General features: G+C 73.0%; 18 protein-coding genes. 7 read left to right on the forward strand and 11 right to left on the reverse strand.

The annotated features are described in order from the left end of the window. Positions 1-183: 183 nt before the first annotated feature. Positions 184-1,818 carry an alkaline phosphatase D family protein gene (locus EV562_RS07985; protein ID WP_133885941.1) on the reverse strand — a complete coding sequence of 545 codons (1,635 nt, stop codon included), beginning with the start codon at positions 1,816-1,818 and terminating at the stop codon, positions 184-186. 89 nt (positions 1,819-1,907) lie between these two features. Next, positions 1,908-2,552, reverse strand: coding sequence for an HNH endonuclease family protein (locus EV562_RS07990; RefSeq protein ID WP_133885942.1), 645 nt, complete (start codon positions 2,550-2,552; stop codon positions 1,908-1,910). Positions 2,553-3,129: 577 nt separating this feature from the next. On the opposite strand from EV562_RS07990, the gene EV562_RS07995 reads away from it, so the two are divergent. Continuing rightward, entirely contained in the window at positions 3,130-3,711 is a 582-nt protein-coding gene (locus EV562_RS07995; protein WP_133885943.1) for a TMEM165/GDT1 family protein, read from the forward strand. Between the two features lie 191 nt (positions 3,712-3,902). After that, positions 3,903-4,568 carry an HAD family hydrolase gene (locus tag EV562_RS08000; protein ID WP_133885944.1) on the forward strand — a complete coding sequence of 222 codons (666 nt, stop codon included), beginning with the start codon at positions 3,903-3,905 and terminating at the stop codon, positions 4,566-4,568. A 333-nt stretch (positions 4,569-4,901) separates the two neighbouring features. On the opposite strand, the gene EV562_RS08010 is transcribed toward EV562_RS08000, so the two are convergent. After that, the gene (locus EV562_RS08010; protein WP_166661643.1) at positions 4,902-6,176 is read right to left on the reverse strand and encodes a peptidoglycan-binding domain-containing protein; all 1,275 of its coding nucleotides are present in this window, start codon (positions 6,174-6,176) and stop codon (positions 4,902-4,904) included. 191 nt (positions 6,177-6,367) lie between these two features. Here EV562_RS08010 and EV562_RS08015 point away from each other — a divergent pair, with 191 nt between their 5' ends. Further along, the gene (locus tag EV562_RS08015) at positions 6,368-8,437 is read left to right on the forward strand and encodes an MFS transporter (protein WP_133885945.1); all 2,070 of its coding nucleotides are present in this window, start codon (positions 6,368-6,370) and stop codon (positions 8,435-8,437) included. Positions 8,438-8,465: 28 nt separating this feature from the next. Here the strand turns inward: EV562_RS08015 and EV562_RS08020 are convergent, their stop codons facing one another. Further along, positions 8,466-8,966, reverse strand: a complete 501-nt coding sequence (locus EV562_RS08020; protein ID WP_133885946.1) for a GNAT family N-acetyltransferase — start codon at positions 8,964-8,966, stop codon at positions 8,466-8,468. Positions 8,967-9,131: 165 nt separating this feature from the next. Here EV562_RS08020 and EV562_RS08025 point away from each other — a divergent pair, with 165 nt between their 5' ends. Further along, complete coding sequence (locus tag EV562_RS08025) at positions 9,132-9,803, forward strand: hypothetical protein (RefSeq protein ID WP_133885947.1); 672 nt, start codon at positions 9,132-9,134, stop codon at positions 9,801-9,803. A gap of 4 nt (positions 9,804-9,807) precedes the next feature. Then, positions 9,808-10,548 carry a hypothetical protein gene (locus EV562_RS08030; RefSeq protein ID WP_243859986.1) on the forward strand — a complete coding sequence of 247 codons (741 nt, stop codon included), beginning with the start codon at positions 9,808-9,810 and terminating at the stop codon, positions 10,546-10,548. Between the two features lie 10 nt (positions 10,549-10,558). Here the strand turns inward: EV562_RS08030 and EV562_RS08035 are convergent, their stop codons facing one another. Then, positions 10,559-10,966: a DUF1992 domain-containing protein gene (locus tag EV562_RS08035; protein ID WP_133885948.1), complete on the reverse strand. Its 408-nt coding sequence runs from the start codon at positions 10,964-10,966 to the stop codon at positions 10,559-10,561. A gap of 117 nt (positions 10,967-11,083) precedes the next feature. Between EV562_RS08035 and EV562_RS08040 the strand changes: the two genes are divergently transcribed. Further along, a complete protein-coding gene (locus EV562_RS08040) occupies positions 11,084-11,476 on the forward strand; it encodes an FHA domain-containing protein (protein WP_166661644.1) in 393 nt (130 codons plus the stop codon). Here the strand turns inward: EV562_RS08040 and EV562_RS35460 are convergent. Beyond that, positions 11,461-12,096, reverse strand: coding sequence for a GNAT family N-acetyltransferase (locus tag EV562_RS35460; RefSeq protein WP_243859987.1), 636 nt, complete (start codon positions 12,094-12,096; stop codon positions 11,461-11,463). The genes EV562_RS08040 and EV562_RS35460 overlap by 16 nt on opposite strands. 161 nt (positions 12,097-12,257) lie before the next feature. Next, positions 12,258-13,613, reverse strand: a complete 1,356-nt coding sequence (proP, locus tag EV562_RS08060; protein ID WP_243859988.1) for a glycine betaine/L-proline transporter ProP — start codon at positions 13,611-13,613, stop codon at positions 12,258-12,260. Between the two features lie 439 nt (positions 13,614-14,052). Here proP and EV562_RS08065 point away from each other — a divergent pair, with 439 nt between their 5' ends. Further along, the gene (locus tag EV562_RS08065; protein ID WP_166661645.1) at positions 14,053-16,149 is read left to right on the forward strand and encodes a bifunctional glycosyltransferase 87/phosphatase PAP2 family protein; all 2,097 of its coding nucleotides are present in this window, start codon (positions 14,053-14,055) and stop codon (positions 16,147-16,149) included. On the opposite strand, the gene EV562_RS08070 is transcribed toward EV562_RS08065, so the two are convergent. From EV562_RS08070 to EV562_RS08085, 4 genes are all read right to left on the reverse strand, one after another. After that, positions 16,103-17,740 carry a hypothetical protein gene (locus EV562_RS08070; RefSeq protein WP_133885952.1) on the reverse strand — a complete coding sequence of 546 codons (1,638 nt, stop codon included), beginning with the start codon at positions 17,738-17,740 and terminating at the stop codon, positions 16,103-16,105. The genes EV562_RS08065 and EV562_RS08070 overlap by 47 nt on opposite strands. Positions 17,741-17,952: 212 nt before the next feature. After that, complete coding sequence (locus EV562_RS08075) at positions 17,953-19,092, reverse strand: hypothetical protein (RefSeq protein WP_243859989.1); 1,140 nt, start codon at positions 19,090-19,092, stop codon at positions 17,953-17,955. Between the two features lie 118 nt (positions 19,093-19,210). Continuing rightward, positions 19,211-19,933, reverse strand: a complete 723-nt coding sequence (locus tag EV562_RS08080; protein WP_133885953.1) for an isochorismatase family protein — start codon at positions 19,931-19,933, stop codon at positions 19,211-19,213. After that, positions 19,933-20,523, reverse strand: a complete 591-nt coding sequence (locus EV562_RS08085) for an isochorismatase family protein (protein ID WP_133885954.1) — start codon at positions 20,521-20,523, stop codon at positions 19,933-19,935. Before EV562_RS08085 ends, EV562_RS08080 begins: the two co-directional genes overlap by 1 nt. Positions 20,524-20,593 lie beyond the last annotated feature (70 nt).

Genomic DNA, 20,593 nt, shown 5'->3' on the forward strand with positions numbered 1-20,593 from the left:
CTAATCAGTGCTTGCAAGTTCAACATTTCGCCATAGCGTGACGTGCAGTCACCGGCGTCTCTCCGCCACCGAGCCAGGTGGGAGCGCTCCCACACCCGCAGAGCGGTCTTCGGACGTGTCTCGTTTCCTACCCTCGCCCCTTGCGCCCCAAGCCCGTGCCGCCCGCACGGGCGGGAGCCCGCGCTACGCGAGCTCCCGGTCCGTGATCGTCCGCAGTGCGGTCGCCCCGGCGCGGTCCGCCCGGGCCTGTTCCAGGCGCAGCCGCGCCGACCGGCCCCGGAAGGTCAGCGTCATGATCTGGTTGCCGAACCAGGGGCCGCCGGTCCTGCGCCAGCTCACCGACGGCGGCGCGCAGCGTCCGTGCCGGGCGATGCGCCGGCCGAGGGCCCGTGCCAAGGCGCTCCAGCCGAAGCGGAATCCGATGCGCATCGAGAGCGGCACGGAGTTGTGGACGGGTGAGCAGGTCAGCTGGGCCACCCGCGCGTCGGGCGCACGCCCGGGCCAGGACGGCTCGGCGATGTAGGCGTGGTGCACGTCGCCGGACAGCACGCTCACCGTCGCGGGCGCCTCCGGTCCCGTACCGGCCTCGGCGATCAGGTCGCCGAGCGCGTCGAAGGACGACGGGAAGGCGGCCCAGTGCTCCAGGTCGGCCCCGCGCCGGATCCGTTCCCCGCGCTCGGCCCAGCGCTCGCCGCGCTCGCCGCCGCACATCGCGGCGTTCCACGCCTCCACGTCGTGCACCAGGTGGGGCAGCAGCCAGGGCAGGGAGGTGCCGATCAGCAGGTGGTCGTACGAGCCCCGCCCGTCCAGGATCTGCTCGCGCACCCAGGCGGCTTCCTCGGGGTCGAGCATCGAGCGGCGGTCCTCCGCCAGGACGCGGGCCGCGCGGGAGTCCACCATCAGCAGCCGGGTGCGGCCGAAGTCGCGCCGGTAGCTCCAGCGGACGGAGGCCGCGTCGGCGTCGGCCCGGGCGGCGAACGCGCGCAGGGCGGCGGTGCCGTCGGGGGCCTCGCGGACGGCCGCGTACAGCGGGTCGGCGGCCAGTTCGGCCGGGGAGAGGTTGCCCAGCTGCTGGTACACCCAGTACGACATGAGCCCGCTCAGCAGCCGCTCCTGCCACCAGTCGGTGGCCCGCATGTCGGTGAGCCAGGCGGCGGAGGTGTTCCAGTCGTCGATGACGTCGTGGTCGTCGAAGATCATGCAACTGGGCACGGTGGACAGCAGCCAGCGCACCTCCGGGTCGAGCCAGGACTCGAAGTAGAGGCGGGTGTACTCCTCGTAGTCGGCGACCTGGTCGCCGGGCGGCCGGTCCAGGTCGCGGCGGTCGCCGATCCAGCGGCGGGTGGCGTCGGACACCTCGTCGGCGTACACCTGGTCGCCGAGCAGCAGCAGGACGTCGGGGCGGGCGCCCCCGGGGTCGGCCGCCATCCGGGCGGCCAGGGTGTCCAGGGCGTCCGGGCCCACCGGGTCCTTGCCGCCGGCCGGCGGCGCGGCCCAGCGGCAGGAGCCGAAGGCGACGTGCAGGCCGTCGTCGTCGGTGGGCGTGGAGATCACCGAGGGCGGGAAGGGCGAGTCGGGGGGCGGCCACACGCCCGCACCGTCGAGGAGCACCTCGTACGGCGTCGACGTGCCGGGGGTCAGGCCCTCGACCGGGACCAGGGCGTAGTGGTGACCGGCCACGAGGAAGGTGCCGGCCGTGCCCCGCGCCCCGTCGGCGCAGCGCACCTCGGCGGTGCAGGGGCCGCTCGTCTCGACCCAGACCGTCGCGCACGAACCGTCGGTGTACCTCAGCAGTGGGCCCAGGCGCAGTCCCGCCATGATGATCCTCTCCTTCGTCGCCCCGTACGGTACGGGGCGACGAAGGCCGGTGGGAGGGTCCGCGCCGAACGGACGGCGGACGGGGGGCGTCAGCAGTTCGCGAGGTAGCCCTGCAGGGCGGACTTCTCCGCCGAGTCGACCGAGAGGTCGTAGTAGTACTTCACCTGCACCCAGGCCCGCACGTAGGTGCAGCGGTAGGCGCTGCGCGAGGGCATCCAGGTGGCCGGGTCCTGGTCGCCCTTGGCCTGGTTGACGTTGTCGGTGACCGCGATGAGCTGGGGCCGGGTCAGGTCGTTGGCGAAGGACTGCCGGCGCGAGGTGGTCCAGGCGTCGGCGCCGGAGTCCCACGCCTCGGCGAGCGGCACGACGTGGTCGATGTCGACGTCGCCGGAGGCGGACCAGGTGGCGCCGTCGTAGGGGGAGTACCAGCTGCCGCTGGTGGCGGCGCAGGAGGAGTCGGTGACGACGCCGGTGCCGTCGCGCTTGAGGATCGTCTCGCGGGTGTTGCAGGTGCCGGACTGGGTGATCCAGTGCGGGAAGAGGTCGCGGTCGTAACCGGTGCGGTCCTCGGTGGCCACGGTGAGGGAGGCGAGGTAGGTGCGGGCGGTGGCGGCGCTGACCGGGGTGGGGAGGGCGGCGGAGGCGGCCGGGCCGTTGAGGAGCCCGGCGGAGGCTATGAGCCCGGTGAACGCGGCGAGGAAACCGAGCCGTCGACGCGCGTAGAACTTCGGCATGCGAACTCCCTTGGAGTGTGGGGGTGTTGGGACGCGGGCAGGGGAATGCTCGCGACGCCGCATGGCGCACAGGTGTGCGGTCGGTAAGAAGCTAGTGACATGTGCATGGCCCGTCTAGGAGTGCGACGAGACTCGTGACAGGGGGTGTGACGGGTCCGGCCTGGGCGGGCGAGGCCCGGCGGGAGCCCGCCCGGGGTCCTCGGGGCCGGCGGGGGCCCGGCCCGGGGGCATTGGGGGTCGGCCGGGGCCCGGCCGGTCGTCCTCGGGGGCCGGCGGGGGCCCGTGGGACTTTCGGCCCTCGGTCCCGTCCGCGGGCTCGCGTACTATGGACGGCGCAGAAGGGGAGTAGCTCTTCGCCGGACCGTCGACATACTGCTCAGCCCGCTGAGCCGGCGCCCGGAGGCAGGTCTCGCACCGCGAGGCCGGCCAGCGAGACCTTCGGCAAGCAGTGCACGCCCGTGCCGTACGGCAGGGGTGGATCCGTGTGCTGCCGTGCCGAGGTGTCTCGCGTCGCGGACGTCGTGAAGTCCCGCGAACCAGCACTCTCGGTGGGGTGGCCCCGACCGATTGAGGAACCTTGATCAGCCTGACCGTGACGGCGCTCGTCTTCGGTGTCGTCTTCCTCGCCGAACTGCCGGACAAGACCGCCCTCGCCGGCCTCGTCCTCGGCACCCGCTATCGCGCCTCGTACGTCTTCGCGGGCGTGGCCGCCGCCTTCCTGCTGCACGTAGTGCTCGCCGTCGCGGCCGGCAGCGTGCTGACCCTGCTGCCCCAGCAGATCGTCCACGCGGTGACCGGGGTGCTGTTCCTGGGCGGCGCCGCCGTGCTGCTGATGAAGAAGGACGACGACGACGAGGAGATCCGCAAGCCGGAGGACCAGTCCTTCTGGAAGGTCGCCGGGGCCGGGTTCATGCTCATCCTGGTCGCCGAGTTCGGTGACCTGACGCAGATCATGACGGCCAACCTCGCCGCCCGCTACGACGATCCGCTCTCCGTCGGCCTCGGTGCGGTGCTCGCGCTGTGGGCGGTGGCCGGGCTCGGCATCGTCGGCGGAAAGGCGCTGATGAAGCGGGTGCCGCTGGGGCTGATCACGAAGATCGCCGCGGTGCTCATGCTGGGCCTCGGCGTGTGGAGCCTGTGGGAGGCGATCGCCGGCTGAGCGGCGGCAGGCCGGGGTCCGGCGGGGTCCGGCGGGGTCCGGCGGGGTCCGGCCGGCCGGGGTCCGGCGGGGTCCGGTGGCGCGATCCCCGGTCTTTTTTGTACCGTGGATGAACAAAGTGGCTCCCGCCCGCTCTCCCTGACCGGCGGGCGGGGCCGCCTTGTCCCCTCCCCGCGCCTTGGAGCCCGCCGATGACGGCCACCGCCACCACCGTTCTGCCCGCCCGTGCCCTGCTGCTCGACATGGACGGCACCCTCGTCAACTCGGACGCCGCCGTCGAGCGCGTCTGGCGGCGGTGGGCCGGCCGGCACGGCCTGGACGGCGACGAGGTCATGAAGGTCGTCCACGGGCGGCAGGGATACGCCTCGATGGCGCTGCTGCTGCCGGACCGGCCCATGGAGCAGAACTACGCCGACAACGCGCGCCTGCTCGCCGAGGAGACCGCAGACACCGAGGGCGTCGTCGCGATACCGGGCGCCGCGGACTTCCTCGCCTCGCTGCGCGGCCTGCCGCACGCCCTGGTGACCTCGGCCGACGTGGCCCTGTCCACCGCGCGGATGGCCGCCGCCGGGCTCGCTCAGCCCGACGTCCGGATCACCGCCGAGTCGGTCGGGGCGAGCAAGCCCGACCCGGAGGGCTTCCTCAAGGGCGCCGCCGAGCTGGGCGTCGCCCCGGCCGACTGCATCGCGTTCGAGGACTCCGGCGCCGGCATCACGGCCGCGCGCGCCGCCGGGATGCGGGTCGTCGGGGTCGGGTCGCGCGCCGGGATCCACGGGCCGGACGTGGTCGTACAGGACCTGACACGAGTGCGCGTCGAGACCGACGCGGACGGCACGCTGCGCCTGCACATCGGCTGACGGTCGCCGCCGCGTGCGGGGGTGCCGCGTGCGTCCTCGCCGCTTGGGGGGCTGCGGCTGCTCCGGTGCGGTTCCCGCGGCCGCCGCTGCGCCGGTTGCGGCTTCCGTGGCCGCCGCTGCTGCGGCTCCGGTTGCTCCGGCTGCCGCTCTCCCGGCTGCCGCTGCGCCGGTTGCGGCTTCCGTGGCCCCCGCTGCTGCGGCTCCGGTTGCTCCGGCTGCCGCTCTCCCGGCTGCCGCTGCGCCGGCCGCGGCTTCTCCTGCTGCATATGTGGCCGCGGCTTCTCTGTCGAAGAGGCCGAGGCTTCCCCGGCTGCCGCCGCGGTTCCCGGTTCGCTACTCCTGCGGCTCGGACTCCAGCCTGCGGCGGGTGTCCGGGCCGTAGACGCCGACACCGTCGGTGTATATGCCGCGGAACCACTGGTACTGACGGACGGCGTCCTCGACCTGGCGGTCGAAGTCGCCGTTGGCTTCGCCCCAGTACATCTTCATCCCGGCCAGCCGCTGCTGGAGTTCCACCACCTCCGGGCCCTGGTCGCCGCGCCGCAGGGTCGGACCGGCGGCCAGGTCGGGGTCGTCGTCCTCGGGCTCCTGCGGGGCGTCGTCGGCCGGCGCGGTCGTGGCCCCCGTCGGCTCGGCCGGCCGGGACGGTGCGGTCGAGGCGCTCGACGCCGACGGCGACGGTGCGGCCGACGCGCTCGTGCTCTGCGACGGGGAGGCGGACGCGGAGGGGGAGGGCGGCACGGAGCGGGTCGAGGGGGACGAGGTCGTGCTCGATGCGGCGGTGCCGGAAGATGGCTCGCCGGTCGACGGGTCGGGTACGCCGGCCCGGACGTCGGCCGGCAGAGCCCCGTCCCGCGACGGTGTGTCGTAGGAGAACAGCCCGCTCGAGAATCCCGCCGCGCCCACCACGACCACGACCGCTCCGGCGGCACTCAGCAGCAGGCCCGTGCGACGCCTCCGTGGCGGCCGACCGCCGCCGTCCGCCCCCGGTGTGCCGTCCGCCCCCGGTGTGCCGGGGGTGCCGCTCCCGTCCGCAAGGGTCGGCGGCAGGGATGCCGTGGTGGACGTCTCGAACAAGCGCAGGTCGTGGGCGCTGGGGGAGCCGGCCGAGGGGGCGAGGGGCGTCGGCAGTACCGCTTTCGTCTTCGCGTCCCCGTCCGCGGGGCCTGTGGCGGTACGGGCGCCGTCCGCGCCCGCGTCGACGGCCCGCAGGGTCACGGTGGCGTCCCGGTCGGACGCGGGCGCCCCGGTCCCCGATCCGCTCCCGTCGTCCGCCGCGGCCCTCCCGGTCTCCGCCGCGGCAGCCGGGGGCGGTCCGTCGGCCGGGGGTGCGGCAGGGTGCTCGCCGGGCGGGCCGGACTCCGCGTGCCCGGCGGGGCCCGGCCCCACGGGCTCCCCGGCCCCGTCCAGCTCCACGTACGGCCGTATGCGCAGCGGGTCGAAGTCCTCCGCCGCTGCCGCCTGGGCCGTGCGGGCGTCGCGCAGGGCGTCGGACGCCCTCGCCCCGCAGGCGCAGGACGGAGTGTTGTCCGCCTCCCTGGGCGTGCCGCACTCCGGGCACGAGGCCCTCGCGGGCGGCTCCTGAGACGGCTCCTTCTGCTGCTCCACGCGTGCGTCCCTCCCCTCGCGACTCCCCTCGCGAACTCCAGAGATTATGCAGATCTTCTCCACACTTCCGCGCACACGCCCCCGGAATACCGGCCTCCTGCAGGACTGAAACGGTCGAATCGGGTCACACCGACCGGGATGGGCGGTACGCGTCGACACCCGTGAGCGTCATGACACCCGTGGAGGTCCACATGGCCGGAGATGTGCGCGAGGCGGCGGAGGCGGACCCGGGGCCCGCGGCACCGGGGCAGCAGGAGCAGGTCGCCGGCGGCGTGCTCGTCTCCATCGGGGCCCTGCTCCTCGGCATGCTGCTCGCCGCGCTCGACCAGACCATCGTCTCCACGGCCCTGCCGACCATCGTCAGCGACCTGGGCGGTCTCGAACACCTGTCCTGGGTGGTCACCGCCTATCTGCTGGCGGCCACCGCCGCGACGCCGCTGTGGGGCAAGCTCGGCGACCAGTACGGGCGCAAGAGGCTGTTCCAGCTGGCGATCGGCATCTTCCTGGTCGGTTCCGCCCTGTGCGGCATCGCGCAGGGCATGTCCCAGCTGATCGCCTTCCGCGCCCTGCAGGGCCTGGGCGGCGGCGGACTGATGGTGCTGTCGATGGCGATCGTCGGCGACCTGGTCCCGCCTCGGGAACGCGGCCGCTACCAGGGGCTGTTCGGTGCCGTCTTCGGCGCGACCAGCGTGCTCGGGCCGCTGCTCGGCGGGGTCTTCACCGAGCACCTCAGCTGGCGCTGGGTCTTCTACATCAACCTGCCCGTCGGTGTCGTCGCACTCGCCGTGATCGCGGCGGTGCTGCACATCCCGCGCCGCACCACCCGGCACGTCATCGACTACCTCGGCACCCTCCTCATCGCCTCCGTCGCCACCTGCCTGGTCCTGGTGGCCTCGCTCGGCGGCACGACCTGGGCCTGGGGCTCCCCGCAGATCATCGGCCTCGCGGTGGTCGCGGTCGTCCTGGCGGTCCTCTTCGTGGCCGTGGAACGCCGGGCGGCCGAGCCCGTCCTGCCCCTCAAGCTCTTCCGCGTGCGCACCTTCACGCTCTCCGCGGTCATCAGCTTCGTCATCGGCTTCGCGATGTTCGGCGCGATGACCTACCTCCCGACGTTCTTGCAGGTCGTGCGAGGTGTCTCGCCCACCGTGTCCGGTGTGTACATGCTGCCGATGGTGTTCGGGCTGCTGCTGTCGTCGACCGTCTCCGGGCAGATCGTCAGCCGTACCGGCCGCTGGAAGGTGTTCCCCGTCGCGGGCACCGCCGTCACCACCCTCGGGCTGCTCCTGCTGCACCAGCTCGACGAGAACAGCGCCACCGCCGGGGTGAGCGCCTGCTTCTTCGTCTTCGGCCTGGGTCTCGGCCTGGTGATGCAGGTGCTCGTCCTCATCGTGCAGAACGCCGTCCCCTACGAGGACCTGGGCGTCGCCACCTCCGGCGCCACCTTCTTCCGGTCCATCGGCGCGTCGTTCGGCGTGGCCATCTTCGGCGCGATCTTCGCGAGCCGCCTCGGCGACCAGCTCAGCGACGCCTTCGAGGGCGCCGCCCTGCCGCCGGGCGTCTCCGTGGACACGCTCAAGGCCGACCCGCGCGGCATCGGCGCCCTGCCGCCCGCGCTGCGCCCCGAGGCGATCCACGCCTACGCCTCCTCCATCACCGACGTCTTCCTGTACGCCGCCCCCGTCGCCCTGATCACCTTCCTCCTGGCCTGGTTCCTCAAGGAGGACCGGCTGCGCGGCTCGGTCACGGCACCGGACGCCACCCAGACCCTCGCCAGCAACCCGGTGGAACGGTCCTCGCACGACGAGGTGTGCCGCGCCCTGTCGGTCCTCGGCACTCGCGAGGGCCGCCGGGAGATCTACCGCCGGATCACCGCGCGGGCCGGCTACGACCTGCTGCCGGCGTCGAGCTGGATGCTGCTGCGGGTCAGGAAGTACGGCCGGGTCGAGCCGGCCCAGCTCGCGGAGCGCAGCCCCGTCCCGCTGGCCACCGTGATGGCGGCGGCCCGGCAGGTCGAGGAGCGTCACCTTGCCGTGCGCGAGGGGCCCGACCTGGTGCTCACCGGGCGGGGCCGCGAGGTCGCCGAACGGCTGGCGCGGGCCCGTGAGGACTCGCTCGCCGAACTGCTCGGCGACTGGTGGGGCCCGGACCGCCCGACCGACCTGGTGCAGCTCGTACGGGAGCTGACCGGCGAACTGTGCGGCTCGGAGCGGGAGCGCCCGCACGAGGGGCGTACGCCCGCGCGGGCGGGCTCACCCTCCTGACCCTCCCCCCGGACCCTCGCCGATCGGCTCAGGCCGCCGGGTGCAGCTGCTTGACGAACCAGTGCTCGGCGTACGGACTGTCGTTGTGCGCCTCGGTCTCGGTGTAGCCGAGGCGCGCGTACAGGCGACGGGCCTCGACGAGGTCGCCGCGCGTGTCGAGGACCATGCGCTCTGCCCCGAGTGTGCGGGCCGCGTCCTCGGCCGCCCGCACGAGCAGCGCGGCGCCGCCCCGGCCGCGCATCCCGCCGTACAGGAACACCCGGGTCAGCTCGGCGGTGGTGCCGTCCAGCAGCCGCACACCCGACGTGCCGGCCGGGGCACCGTCGCAGCGCGCGACCAGCAGTGCTCCCCGGGGTGGGGCGAGGTCGGCGCCGGACTGCGCGGCGATCTCCCGTTCCAGCTCGTCGGGGTCCGTGGTGTGCCCCTCGTGCAGCTGGTACCAGCGGTCGCTCACCTCCGTGTAGTACGCGCGCCACAGGGCGGCTGCCACGGGGGAGTCGTGCGGTTCCGGGTCGACGGTCCAGGTCATGACCCGCATTGTCGGCGGGCGACCCGGACACCGTGCAAGCGGATTTTCCCACCGGTGGGCCGTCGGCGCACGCCGTGCGCCGTTTGAGCGCGGCTTCGGCGGCAACACGAACCGCGAACCGGCCCGCTCGGAGAGCCGGCAGGCTGAAAAACCCGGAAGGCACTCATGTCCACAGGCGTGATCATCGCTTTGATCGTGATCGTGGCGGTCGTGCTCGTCGTCGCGGCCGTCCTTGCCCTGCGCGCACGGGGCCCCCAGCACGGCGGGAGCCTGAAGCGGCGCTTCGGGCCCGAGTACGACCTGGCCGTGGCGCGGCACGACGGCGACACCAAGGCCGCCGAACGCGAACTGACCGAACGGGTGCGGCGGCACGGGTCGCTGCACGTCCGGCCGCTGGAGCCCGCCGAGCGCGAGCGCTTCGAGGCGCGCTGGACCGCGGCCCAGGAGCGTTTCGTCGACTCCCCGCGCGAGGCGGTCGGCGAGGCGGACCGGCTGATCGCGGAACTCGCCGGCGCCCGGGGCTTCCCGGACGGCGGGCAGTACGAGGAACAGCTCACGGCGCTGTCCGTGCACCACGCCCACCACGTCGAGGGTTACCGCCGTGTGCACCGCGTGACGCACACGCGCGTGGACGTCGCCCGTGACGGCGGCGCGGACACGGAGGAGATGCGTGAGTCCATGGTCGAGGCCCGCGCGCTGTTCGAGGCCCTGATGCGTCCGTCCCGCCACGAAGGCGGCGACCGGCAGCGGACCGGCACGGAGGCCGAACGGTCGGCACCCGCGGCCCGCGCGTCCCACACGTTGTCGTTCGGCAAGCGCCGGCCGAAGGAGAGCTGAGACAATGTCAGATCTGACAGGCAAGCGACGCGGCACCGCCGCGGACCCCGGCACCCCCGCAGAGCGCGGCACCGCCGCGGACCCCGGCACCCCCGCAGAGCGCGGCACCCGCACGAGTGCCGAAGCCGTACCCGGAGACGGTGCCGACCTGGGCGCCACCACCGGACCCGGCACCCGCACGAACCCCGACGCCGTACCCGGCAGCGGTGCGGTCCCCGGGAGCGGTACCGGGCACGGCAGCGCTACCGGCATCGGCACCGACGCAATCGGCACCGACGCCGGACACGGCACCGCGGGCGGCGTCCGGCCCGACGCCGGACCCCGCACCCCGGCCGAGCCGCGTACCGACGCCGGGCCCGGCACAGGGGCCGGTTCCGGTGAAGCTGCCGACCCCCGTGCCGCCGCCACCCCGGCGAGCGCCGCGGCGACGGCGACCCCGGCGAGCGCTTCCGGGGCGGACCGGCCGCTGCTGCCGTCCGGCGAGTCCGACCGGCTCGGTGAGCGGCTGCACCACGCGGTGGCCGGGTTCATCGACGCGCCCCGCGTCTCCGTCGAGGAGGCCGACCGCGTCCTGGAGGAGCTCACCGCCCGCTTCACGGACGCGGTGACACAGCGCCGCCGGACCCTGCGCACCTCCTGGCAGGAGGACGGTGAGGGCGGCGGCGCGCCGACCGCGGACACCGAGCAACTCCGCCTCGCCCTGCGGGACTACCGCGAGCTGGCGGACCGTCTGATGCACATCTGAACGACCGGCGTCACCGCTCCGCCCGGCTCTCCCGCCACTGCCGTACGACCTCTTCGACGTCGTAGGGCTTCAGACCCAGCGGGGGGCCGGGCGGCGGCTTGAACATGACGTCGCGGATCTTGACGTTGATCTCCTCGACGATGCGCCGGACCACCCGCTCCGACGGGGCTCCCGCCGCCGCCTCCAGGGCGTCCTCCGCCTCCTTGCGCAGGGCCAGCGTGGGCGGCAGTACGGAGAAGCCCTCGCGGGCCATCTTCCGCTTGACCCACCACAGTTCGTCGTAGGTGCTGTCCACCTCGCCGGGCAGGGGCTTGCCCGCGCCGGGCAGGTCGGCGAACTCACCGCGCGCGTCCGCGTCCCGAATCTGCTTGTCGACCCAGGACTCGAACTCGACGCCGGGTGGCTTTCGCTCGGTCATGACCCCATTGTGCCGGACACCGCACCACCGGTCGATCTATCATGCGGCGGCGACAGTCCGACGAGGGACGACGCGACCGGCCGACGACGGACGTCTCGGGGACCCGAAGGAGCGCACGTGCTCGAACTCACCATGGCCGCCGTCACCGCGGCCGACGCGGGTGCCACGGCCGGTATGCAGATGGCCGAGGCGCCCAGCGAACCGGACGCGGTGCTGCGGGTGGGCCGGGACAGGTCCGTGTGCCGGCTGGTGACGCCGGACGACTGGCTCTTCGTCTCCCGGGTCCACCTGGAGTTCCGCTGCGGGACCGACGGCACCTGGCGGCTGACCTGGCTGCGCGGCTCACAGCAGGAGCCCTCCAGCGAGGTCCGGCTGACCGTCGGGGGACACCCGCAGTCCCTGCGGTACGGCGGCACCGTGCCGCTGCCCAGGGGCGGCAGCGGCGAGGTCGTGGTCCAGGACCGCGCGGAGCCGCGCAGCGTCAACGTCGGCTTCTACCACGAGGCGTAGCCGGACGGCACGGTACGGCGGTAGAGCTGGCGGGAGCCTCCCTCCGGGCCGGGGGCGACCGTCTCGGCGGGGGTGAAGCCGAGGCGCTCGTAGAAGGCGCGGGCGCCGCTCGCCGAGGCGCCGGGGTGGTCGGCTCCGAACGTGACCACCTCGATGTCGGCGGGGCCCCGCACCCACCTGCGCAGCGCCTCCCGCATCAGCTCGCGGCCCACGCCGCCCGCCCGCGCCCGCTGCGACACGACCAGCCAGTGGACGTGGTGGACCGGCCCGTCGTCCGACCCGAACAGGAGTCCGCCGAGCAGATCCGTTCCCGTGCCCGTGCTCGTATGTGTGTCCGTGTCCGTGCCCGTGTCCGTGTCCGTGTCCGTGTCCGTGTCCGTGTCCGTGCCCGTGCCCGTGCCCGTGCCCGTGCCCGTGCCCGTGCCCGTGTTCGCGTCCGAGCCGGTATGCGCGCCCCGGTCCGGGGGGACGGCCACCAGGGCCGCGCCCCGGCGGATGTGCTCGCGCACCGCGTCATGGAATCCGGCGTCCTCGACCATCGGGCCGAACCAGTGCTCGACCTGGGCCGCCAGGCCGAGGAAGCCGGCGAAGTCGCGTTCTTCCGCGAGCCTGATCATCATCCCGGCAGTCTGACAGGGTCTCAGCGGTCCCGGGGCCAGGCAGGGCCTCAGCCGTCCCCGGCGGTCCCGGGAGTCCGGCCGGGCTTCAGCCGTCCTCAGCCGTCCGGGGAGTCCGGCAGGGCCTCAGCCGTCCTCGGCGGTCCCGGGAGTCCGGCAGGGCCTCAGCGCTTCTCCACCGCGGGTGCCGAACCCGGCAGCGGCCGCCCGGCCGACTCCGTCATGAACCACACCGCCACGCCGCCGACCACGGCCGCGGCCATCATGTAGTAGGCGGGCATCATCATGTTGCCCGTCGCTCCGATCAGCGCCGTCACCACGAGCGGCGTCGTCCCGCCGAACAGGGACACCGAGACGTTGAAGCCGATCGACAGCGATCCGTAGCGCACCCGCGTCGGGAACAGCGCCGGCAGCGCGGACGGCATCGACGCCGTGAAGCAGACCAGCAGCATGCCCAGCGCGCCCATGCCCAGGGCCACCGCGAGCAGGCTGCCCTCGCGGATCAGCAGCAGCGCCGGGACCGACAGCAGCAGGAAGCCCGCGCAGCCCGCCGCGATCACCGGCCGGCGCCCGACCCGGTCGGTCAGCGCGCCCGCGAACGGCTGGACGATCATCATCAGCGCCATCACCGCCAGCACCACCAGCAGCCCGTGCGTCTCGTCGTACTTCAGCTCGCTGGTCAGGTAGCTCGGCATGTACGACAGCAGCATGTAGTCGGTGACGTTGAAGACCAGCACCAGGCCGACACAGAGCAGCAGTGCCCGCCACTGGCCCGTGACCATCTCCCGCAGCGGCACCTTGCGCCGCGTCGCCTCGGCCTTCTCCACCTCGGCCGCGAACGCCGGGGTCTCCTCCAGGCGCATCCGCAGGTACAGGCCGACGATGCCCATCGGGCCGGCGATCAGGAACGGGATGCGCCAGCCCCAGGACGTCAGGTCGCCGTCCGACAGCAGCGCCGTCATCAGCGTCACCAGACCGGCGCCGCCGATGTACCCGGCGAGCGTGCCGAACTCCAGCCAGCTGCCGAGGAACCCGCGCCGCCTGTCCGGCGCGTACTCGGCGATGAAGGTGGACGCGCCCGCGTACTCGCCGCCGGTGGAGAAGCCCTGTACCAGCCGCGCGGCCAGCAGCAGCACCGGCGCCCAGACCCCGATCGTCGCGTACGACGGGATCAGCCCGATGGCGAACGTGCCGGCCGCCATCATGATCATCGTCACGGCGAGCACCTTCTGCCGCCCGACCCGGTCCCCGAGCGGCCCGAAGACCACGCCTCCCAAGGGGCGGACCAGGAACGCGGCGGCGAACGCGCCGAAGGTGGAGAGCAGCTGCGCGGTCGGGTTGCCCGACGGGAAGAAGACCTTGCCCAGCGTCACGGCGATGTAGCTGTAGACGCCGAAGTCGAACCACTCCATCGCGTTGCCCAGCGCCGCCGCCTTGACGGCACGCCGTACGAGCGCGGGATCGGTGGCGGTGGGCGCGCCGGCGGCACGCGGGACGGTGGCGGGGCTCGTACGGGTCAAAGGGGCGGTGGCGACGGGGACGGCCGACAAAACTACGCTCGCCTGCTTTCGACGGGGACAAGGGACAAGGGCGGGGGACGCCACGGCCCGCACGGCGGCGCTGTCGCCGGGCCGGAAAGAGCCCGCGGCAATCGGCCACGGGCTGAAAAGCGACCATAGGCGCTGATGCGCCGCTTACGCCCGGTATGCTTTTCGTTGCACTCTGCACCGAAAAGGCGTACACGCAGGGGACATACCCGGTCCGCGCGCCGTTCCCGCAGCCGCGAGCTGTGATCCTTCTCGCTCTTCGGCACGAAAAGCGGGCGGCTGTCAGGTTGAGTGGGGGGCGCTCGCGTCTTCCTCCGGAGGCAGTGCGAGCCTCATAGGGTTCGCAAGAGCGACACATCGCGTACACGAACGCGGTACGTACGGTACGAACGGGGCGGGAGGCCGACGAGGCGTGGCGAATGCGGAGCACGGTGGGCGACCGGTGGAGACCTTCGGACCCTCGGCCGCCGACGCGACCAGAGCACGGCTGCGCGTCGCACGCCTCGGCCTGTGGCTGATCGCCGCCGTCCTGGCCGTACGACAGGTGGCCGCGGTCCTCGGCACCCCGCGCGGGGAACGCCTGACGGATCTGGAGACCTGGGTCGGGGAGCACGGCGTCCTGCACGTGGAGGGGTCGCTCTACGACTCCACGCAGTTCACCGGCACCCCGTTCGTCGGTCTCGTCCTCAAACCCTTCACCCGCGCCGCCGAGCAGGCCCTCGGCTGGGGCTGGACCTTCGGTTCGCTGCTGCTGGTCGTCGCCCTCGGCCTGGTCGCCGCCCGCGCCCTGCCCCAGCCGGTCGGTCGCCGTACGGCGCTGCTGGCCGCGCCGGTCGCCATCAGCCTGCTGATGCTGTCGCTCCCGGTGCGCAACGCCTTCTGGCTCGGCCAGACCAGCATCATCCCGGTCCTCCTCGTCCTGCTGGGCTGCTTCGCCGTACGCGGAGCCCGGGGCGACCGGGTGGGCGGCGTACTCATCGGCGTCGCCGCCGCCTTCCAGCCGACCGTGCTGCTCTTCGTCCCCCTGCTGTGGTTCACCGACCGCAGACGCGCCGCGGTGTCGACCGGGCTCACCTTCCTCGCCTGCACCGCCGTCGCCTGGGCGGCCATGGCGCAGGACTCCTACACGTACTGGGTGCACCACATGGCCGGGGTCGGCCTGGGCGGCGAGGCCGACGACCTCGCCAACCAGTCGCTGCACGGCGTCCTGCTGCGCCTCGGCCTGAACGGCCCCCTGGAGATCGCCCTCTTCCTGCTGCTGGGCGCCGCCGTCGCCGTGCTCGCCCTGCGCCGCGCCGTGCGCTACGCCCGTGACGGCCAGCTCCTGCTCGCGGTCGCCGTCACCGGCTGCGCGGCCGTGGCGGTCTCCCCGGCCACCTGGCAGCACCAGCTGCTGTGGGTGCTGCCCGCGGTCGTCGGCCGGGTCGGCAAGCGGGCCTCCGACCGGTACGTGTGGCCGGTCGCCGTCGTCCTGGTGATGACGCTGCCCGCGAAGATGATGCTGCCGAACATGTCGGCCCTGTACCCGCTGCGGGACAACGTCGTCCTGCTCGCCGCGCTGGCCGCCGCCGTCGCCGTGCCCTTCCTGCCGCGCACCTCGCCGTACTTCGCGACGCCGGTCCCGACGGCCTACGCGCAGCCGGTCCCCACCCGCTTCAAGCACGTCCCGCTGCTGCCGTTCCTGCGCCGGGTCCTCACCCGGCCCAACCTCCTGCTCGAACTGCTCCTCATCCGGGTCACCTACGCCGCCTACTCCCAGGTCCGCCTGGCGGCGACCGGCGGCAGCAACTCGGCGGGCCGGGCGCGGGCCGAGGAGCACGGCACGCAGATCCTCGATGTCGAGCGCTTCCTGCACATCGACATCGAGCACGCGATCAACCACGCGGTGGTCGGGGTCGGCTGGCTGCGGGACTTCTTCGACTTCTACTACACGTCGTTCCACTTCGTCGTCCCGCTGACCGTCCTCGGCGTCCTGTACTGGCGCCGCCCGGTGGACTACCGCTGGGCCCGCGCCTCCCTGGGCTTCGCCACGCTGCTCGCCCTGGTCGGCTTCTGGCTCTACCCGCTGGCCCCGCCAAGGCTGATGCCGGGGCTCGGCATCATCGACACGGTGCACGGCGCGCAGGACTTCACGAAGCCGGACTACGGCACCCTGACCCACCTCACCAACCAGTACGCGGCGATGCCGTCGCTGCACTTCGGCTGGTCGCTGTGGTGCGGGGTGGTGATCGCGCTCATCGCGCCGAAGATGTGGATGAAGGCCCTCGGCCTGCTGCACCCGCTCTTCACCGTCTCGGCGATCGTCGCGACCGGCAACCACTGGGTCCTGGACGCGGTGGGCGGCGCACTCGTCGTCGGCGGGGGCTTCGGGCTGACGTACCTGTTCCAGGGGCCCCGGGCCCGGACGGTGACGGCCGCTGCACAGACGCCGGCCGCTCCTCCACGTCCCGCGGCCGACGAGGTCAGCAGCGGTCCGGCATCGTCGGCGAAGGAAGGTACGCCGAGCTGATCCGGTACTCGCCCGCCGCCGGGACGGTCAGCCGGGTGAACTCGCCGTCCCGGGTCAGGCATCCGCCGTCGGCCCGCAGCCACGGCGACCACGCGACCTTCACGGTGACCGGGCCAGGCCGCTCGGCGCGCAGCACCAGGTCGACGCCGCTGGTCGTCACGACGCTGCCGGGCGCGGAGACCAGCGGCACGGCGTCCCGCACCCGGTACACCTGCCAGTGCTCGTCCTGCCAGGCCGGCTCCAGCCACTCGGGCCGCAGCGCGGGGTCCCGTACGAGTGCCGCCTCGGCCTCGGCGGGGCCGTCCGGCCTGCCGAGCGGCAGCACGACGAGGCCGACGGCCCAGCGGTCCAGCCAGGCCCGGTAGGTCGCCGGGGAGAAGCTGCCGTCGTAGAAGAGCCGGCCGCGCTCCACATCGAGCTGCCGGTTCCAGCCGCGGGCGAGATTGACGTGCGGGGCGAGCCCCGCGGCCTCGCGGTGGTTGCGGGCGGGCACGACCTCCACCCGGGTGCGGTCGGCGCCGAGCCCGTCCAGCGCCCGGACGAGCCCGTCCGTCCTGGCGGCCCAGGCGGGCACCGCCGTCGACACCCGCAGATCGTCCACGGTCTTCTTGCCCACCCACCCGACGGAGTAGACGAGCGCGACGACCAGGAGAGCGCTCGTGACGCGCCGCAGCCGGTCCGCGGTGAGCAGGGCGGCGAGCAGCGCGGCGGGCGCGAACAGTTCGACGAAGCGCTCGACGTTCGTCCCCACCGGCGAGGCGACGAGGTACGTCAGCACCGTCCCGACCGCGTACACGGCCCCGCTCCACCGCGCCACCCGCCACGTACGCGGCGCCAGCACGGTGACGGCCAGCCCGAGCGCGACGGGCGGCCAGATCCGGTCCACCGGCATCGGCTGCTCCCCGGTGAAGGGGAAGAACAGCGTGGTGAGCCCGACGACGGCGGCGGGCGGTATCAGCAGGACCAGGGCCCGCCCCCAGTCCCGCACCAGCAGGAAGCCGGCCCCGACCACGGCCAGGTACAGCCCGGCCACCGGGGACGCCATGGTGGCGAGCGCGGCGTAGAGGGCGGCGCGGGCGAGCCGCCGCTCACGGACCAGGGGCACGCAGGCGGCCAGCCCGAAGGCGACGCCCAGGGCGAAGGTGGTCCGCCCCGAGGCGACGTTGCACCACAGCGCGAGCGACGCCAGCAGCGCGGGCCACAGCGGCCGGCGCACCCCCGCCCGCCGGATCACCACCGCCGCCAGCCAGCCGGCCGCGAGACCGGACGCCACGGTGACCGTGCGCACGCCGAGCGCTGCCATCAAGTACGGGGATATGAGGCTGTAGTTGGCGGTGTGCATCCCGCCGTACCAGAACAGCCCGTACGCCGATCCGCCGTGCCGCGCCGCGAAGTCCGCCCACGTCTCCTGAGCGGCGAGGTCACCGCCGCCGGTGGCGAGGAAAGCCCACCACAGCCCGTACAGGGGCAGGGTGGGCAGCGTGGCGAGCAGGGGGACGCGGAGCCGGTGCCACAGGGCGCGCGGCGCCGCGTCCGGGCGTCTGTCCGACCGCTGGTCGGGCCGGGAGACGGTGAGATCGGCAGGGACCACGGTCGGCGATTCCGTTCGGCTTCGTCAGAGGGTGCCCGGTGCGGACACACGTGCGAAGACGATAAATCGAACGGAAACGTTGACCTGACCCGGCCCCGGTCAACCGGCCGTTGCGGGAGCCCAGTCGAGAAGGGTGGGGAAGGCGCCGGGGCGGGAGCCGCACCCGGGGCCGGCGTCCCCCGTCCCCGGGAGGGGCGGGGGACGCCGGGTGATCACACGGTGGCGGTGTGCCCGGTGATCGGGCAGGTGCCCGCCACCGCCGCCGTCGCGGCGAAGCCGGCCGTCCTCGCGACGGGCGCCGTTCCGCCGATCTGCTGGAGGATCTCGTCGGAGAGGAGGTCCTCCTTGCCCTTGAGGGCGTCGGCGACCTCGAGGTCGGTGTTGAAGACCATCTCGGCGGCGACGTTGTCCTGGACGATGCGCGCCAGGTTGTCCAGGGCCACGGCGATCGGGTCCGAGGGCGTCTCCACGGTCGGCAGGTCGATCAGGTGGGTGTCCACCTTCGCCTGGTTCATGGTGCGTCGGATGATGATGGACGCCTGGTTCAGCTCGGCCGTGGTCCAGATCGACAGGACCGTGACGTAGAGGTTGCTCCACGCCGTCTCGCCGATCAGCGTGCGCCACCGCTTCATCAGGCCCTCGATGCCGGTGATCTGCGCGGTGGCGGCGAAGGTCATGTTGACGCGGATGGACGGATAGACCGTGGCGGCGAACCTGTTGAACGACACCATGTCGAACGCCTGCGCCTGGACGGACGCGTCGATGAACCTGACGGCCTCGCTCAGGATCCTGTCGCAGGAGTTCTCGAGGTCGAGCGGGAGATTCGCCGTGCCGAGCTTGGTGTACGCCGTCTGGAGCGTGGTTCTGAAGGCGTTCAGCGGGGTGATCCAGCCCTTGTCGCCGGGTGCCCTGGTGACGACCATGCCGAGGTCGTGCGGGTCGATGCGGTCCGCGTTGGGGATGTTGGGGACCTGGTCGCTGAGGTAGGAGGCGAGGATCGAGAAGAGGCCCAGGGGGACGTGGGCGATCGACTTGGCCAGTTCGAAGTACTCCGGAACCGGGTCGACGGTCTCGACCTGCTTGCCGCCGTTGATGAGGGTGAAGCGTCCGCCGACCGCGTTGTTCGAGACGACGACGACCGGGCTGAGCTGTGTGGTCAGTTCGCTCTTGAGGGTCGCGTAGTTGGCGCGCATCCTCGCGTTGACGGCGCGTATCGCGTCGCGTGCGGCCTTCTGGTCGGTCGCGGTGGTGCCGGTGGTGGCCGCCGAGGCGGTGGAGGCGGTCTGGCCCGTGAGTAGCGTCGCCGCCCCGACGGCCGACGCGGTGCCCAGAAATCCTCTACGTGTTGCCATGCCCCGTTTTCCTGCTCTCTTGGGTGAGTGAAAGTGCCTTGTGGCGTGGGGGGGGGAACAGCGTGGGGGGAAATCAGGGTGGGGGGGGGGTGGGGGTGATTCAGGGTGGGGGGAAGTCTCAGGTCAGGGACTTCTGCGACGGGACCACGACTCCGTAGAGGTCCTGGACCGTGGCGAGAGCGGCCTCGTGGACCTGCTGCGCGGGAATGCCGTTCGGGTCGCCCTTCAGGGGCAGCGGCCGGGTCGCGGAGGCGTCGGCCACCACGGTCGGCTTGTTGCCGTTGAGGAAGGCCCCCTGGGTGGTGAACAGCGTGCACATGTTGGTCATGAAGCCCGCGATGATGACGTTCTCACGGTCGGCCTTCTTCACCTGCGCGGCGAGGTCGGTGCCGTGGAAGCCGTTCGGGACGCTCTTCTCGACGACGGGCTCACCCTCGGCCGGCTCGAGCGCCGGGATGATCTGCCCCGCCTTCGACTTCAGGTCGTAGCCCTTGTCGACGATGTGGATGACCGGCGTGCCCGCCGCGCGGGCCCGCTTCAGGAGCGCCGCGGCGTTGTCCACGGCCGGTTTCCAGCCGTCGAGTTCCATCACACCCCCGGTGTAGGTGTTCTGGTAGTCGACGAGGATGAGCGTCGCGTCGGAGAGCGTGGCCGGGGTCTCGTCCAGGCCGTTGAGCTTGCGCAGCGTCGTGGTGTCCTTCGCGACGTTCGTCGCCGCGGTGGTGCCGGAGGCCGACGGCTCGCCCTCGGAGGAGGCGGCCTCCGACTCGCCGCACGCGGTGGCGGTGACAGCGAGGACGGCGGCGGCGGCGAGTGCGGCGGCCGGGCGGAGCAGCTTCATCAGGCGATCTCCTTCTGCGACGGAACGACGACGCCGTACAGGTCGGCGATGGTGGCGAGCGCGCCGTAGTGCACCTGGCGGGCGTCCACCTCGGTGCCCGCGACGGGCAGGGCACGGGTGGCGCTGGCGTCGGCCACCACGGTGGGACGGTTGCCGCGCAGGAAGGCGCCCTGGGCGGTGAAGGCCACGCACATGTGCGTCATGAAGCCGGCGATGACCACGTCGCTGTGGCCCGCGGCGTCCACGTGCTCGGCGAGGTCGGTGTCCACGAAGGCGTTCGGCACCTTCTTGACGACGACGGTCTCCCCGTCGACCGGCGCGACGCTCGGGTGGATCTGCCCGATCTCGGCCCGGATGTCGTACGGCGTGCCCTCGCCGCCGTCGTTGACGACGTGGATGACCTTCGTGCCCTCCTGACGGGCCCGGGCCAGCAGTTCGGCGGCGGCGTCGAGCGCCTCCCGCCAGCCGTCCAGCTCCATGACGCCGGTCGTGTAGGTGTTCTGGTAGTCGACGAGGATCAGCGTGGACGCGGCGAGCTTCGCCGGGGTCTCGTCGAAACCGTTGAGCTGGCGCAGCGTCGTTCTGGGCATGGGGAACCACCTGGATTCACTTGGAGGGGAAGGCAGTTCACCGGTGCGGTGACCTGCGCCTACGACGCTA

The organism is Streptomyces sp. BK208, from assembly GCF_004364245.1.
GTDB lineage: Bacteria > Actinomycetota > Actinomycetes > Streptomycetales > Streptomycetaceae > Streptomyces.

Coding starts and splice junctions, on each gene's coding strand:
- EV562_RS07985 (WP_133885941.1), bottom strand. CDS start 1,818: ATGGCGGGACTGCGCCTGGGCCCACTGCTGAGGTACACCGACGGTTCG.
- EV562_RS07990 (WP_133885942.1), bottom strand. CDS start 2,552: ATGCCGAAGTTCTACGCGCGTCGACGGCTCGGTTTCCTCGCCGCGTTC.
- EV562_RS08000 (WP_133885944.1), top strand. CDS start 3,903: ATGACGGCCACCGCCACCACCGTTCTGCCCGCCCGTGCCCTGCTGCTC.
- EV562_RS08015 (WP_133885945.1), top strand. CDS start 6,368: ATGGCCGGAGATGTGCGCGAGGCGGCGGAGGCGGACCCGGGGCCCGCG.
- EV562_RS08020 (WP_133885946.1), bottom strand. CDS start 8,966: ATGACCTGGACCGTCGACCCGGAACCGCACGACTCCCCCGTGGCAGCC.
- EV562_RS08025 (WP_133885947.1), top strand. CDS start 9,132: ATGTCCACAGGCGTGATCATCGCTTTGATCGTGATCGTGGCGGTCGTG.
- EV562_RS08030 (WP_243859986.1), top strand. CDS start 9,808: ATGTCAGATCTGACAGGCAAGCGACGCGGCACCGCCGCGGACCCCGGC.
- EV562_RS08035 (WP_133885948.1), bottom strand. CDS start 10,966: ATGACCGAGCGAAAGCCACCCGGCGTCGAGTTCGAGTCCTGGGTCGAC.
- EV562_RS35460 (WP_243859987.1), bottom strand. CDS start 12,096: ATGATGATCAGGCTCGCGGAAGAACGCGACTTCGCCGGCTTCCTCGGC.
- EV562_RS08075 (WP_243859989.1), bottom strand. CDS start 19,092: ATGGCAACACGTAGAGGATTTCTGGGCACCGCGTCGGCCGTCGGGGCG.
- EV562_RS08080 (WP_133885953.1), bottom strand. CDS start 19,933: ATGAAGCTGCTCCGCCCGGCCGCCGCACTCGCCGCCGCCGCCGTCCTC.
- EV562_RS08085 (WP_133885954.1), bottom strand. CDS start 20,523: ATGCCCAGAACGACGCTGCGCCAGCTCAACGGTTTCGACGAGACCCCG.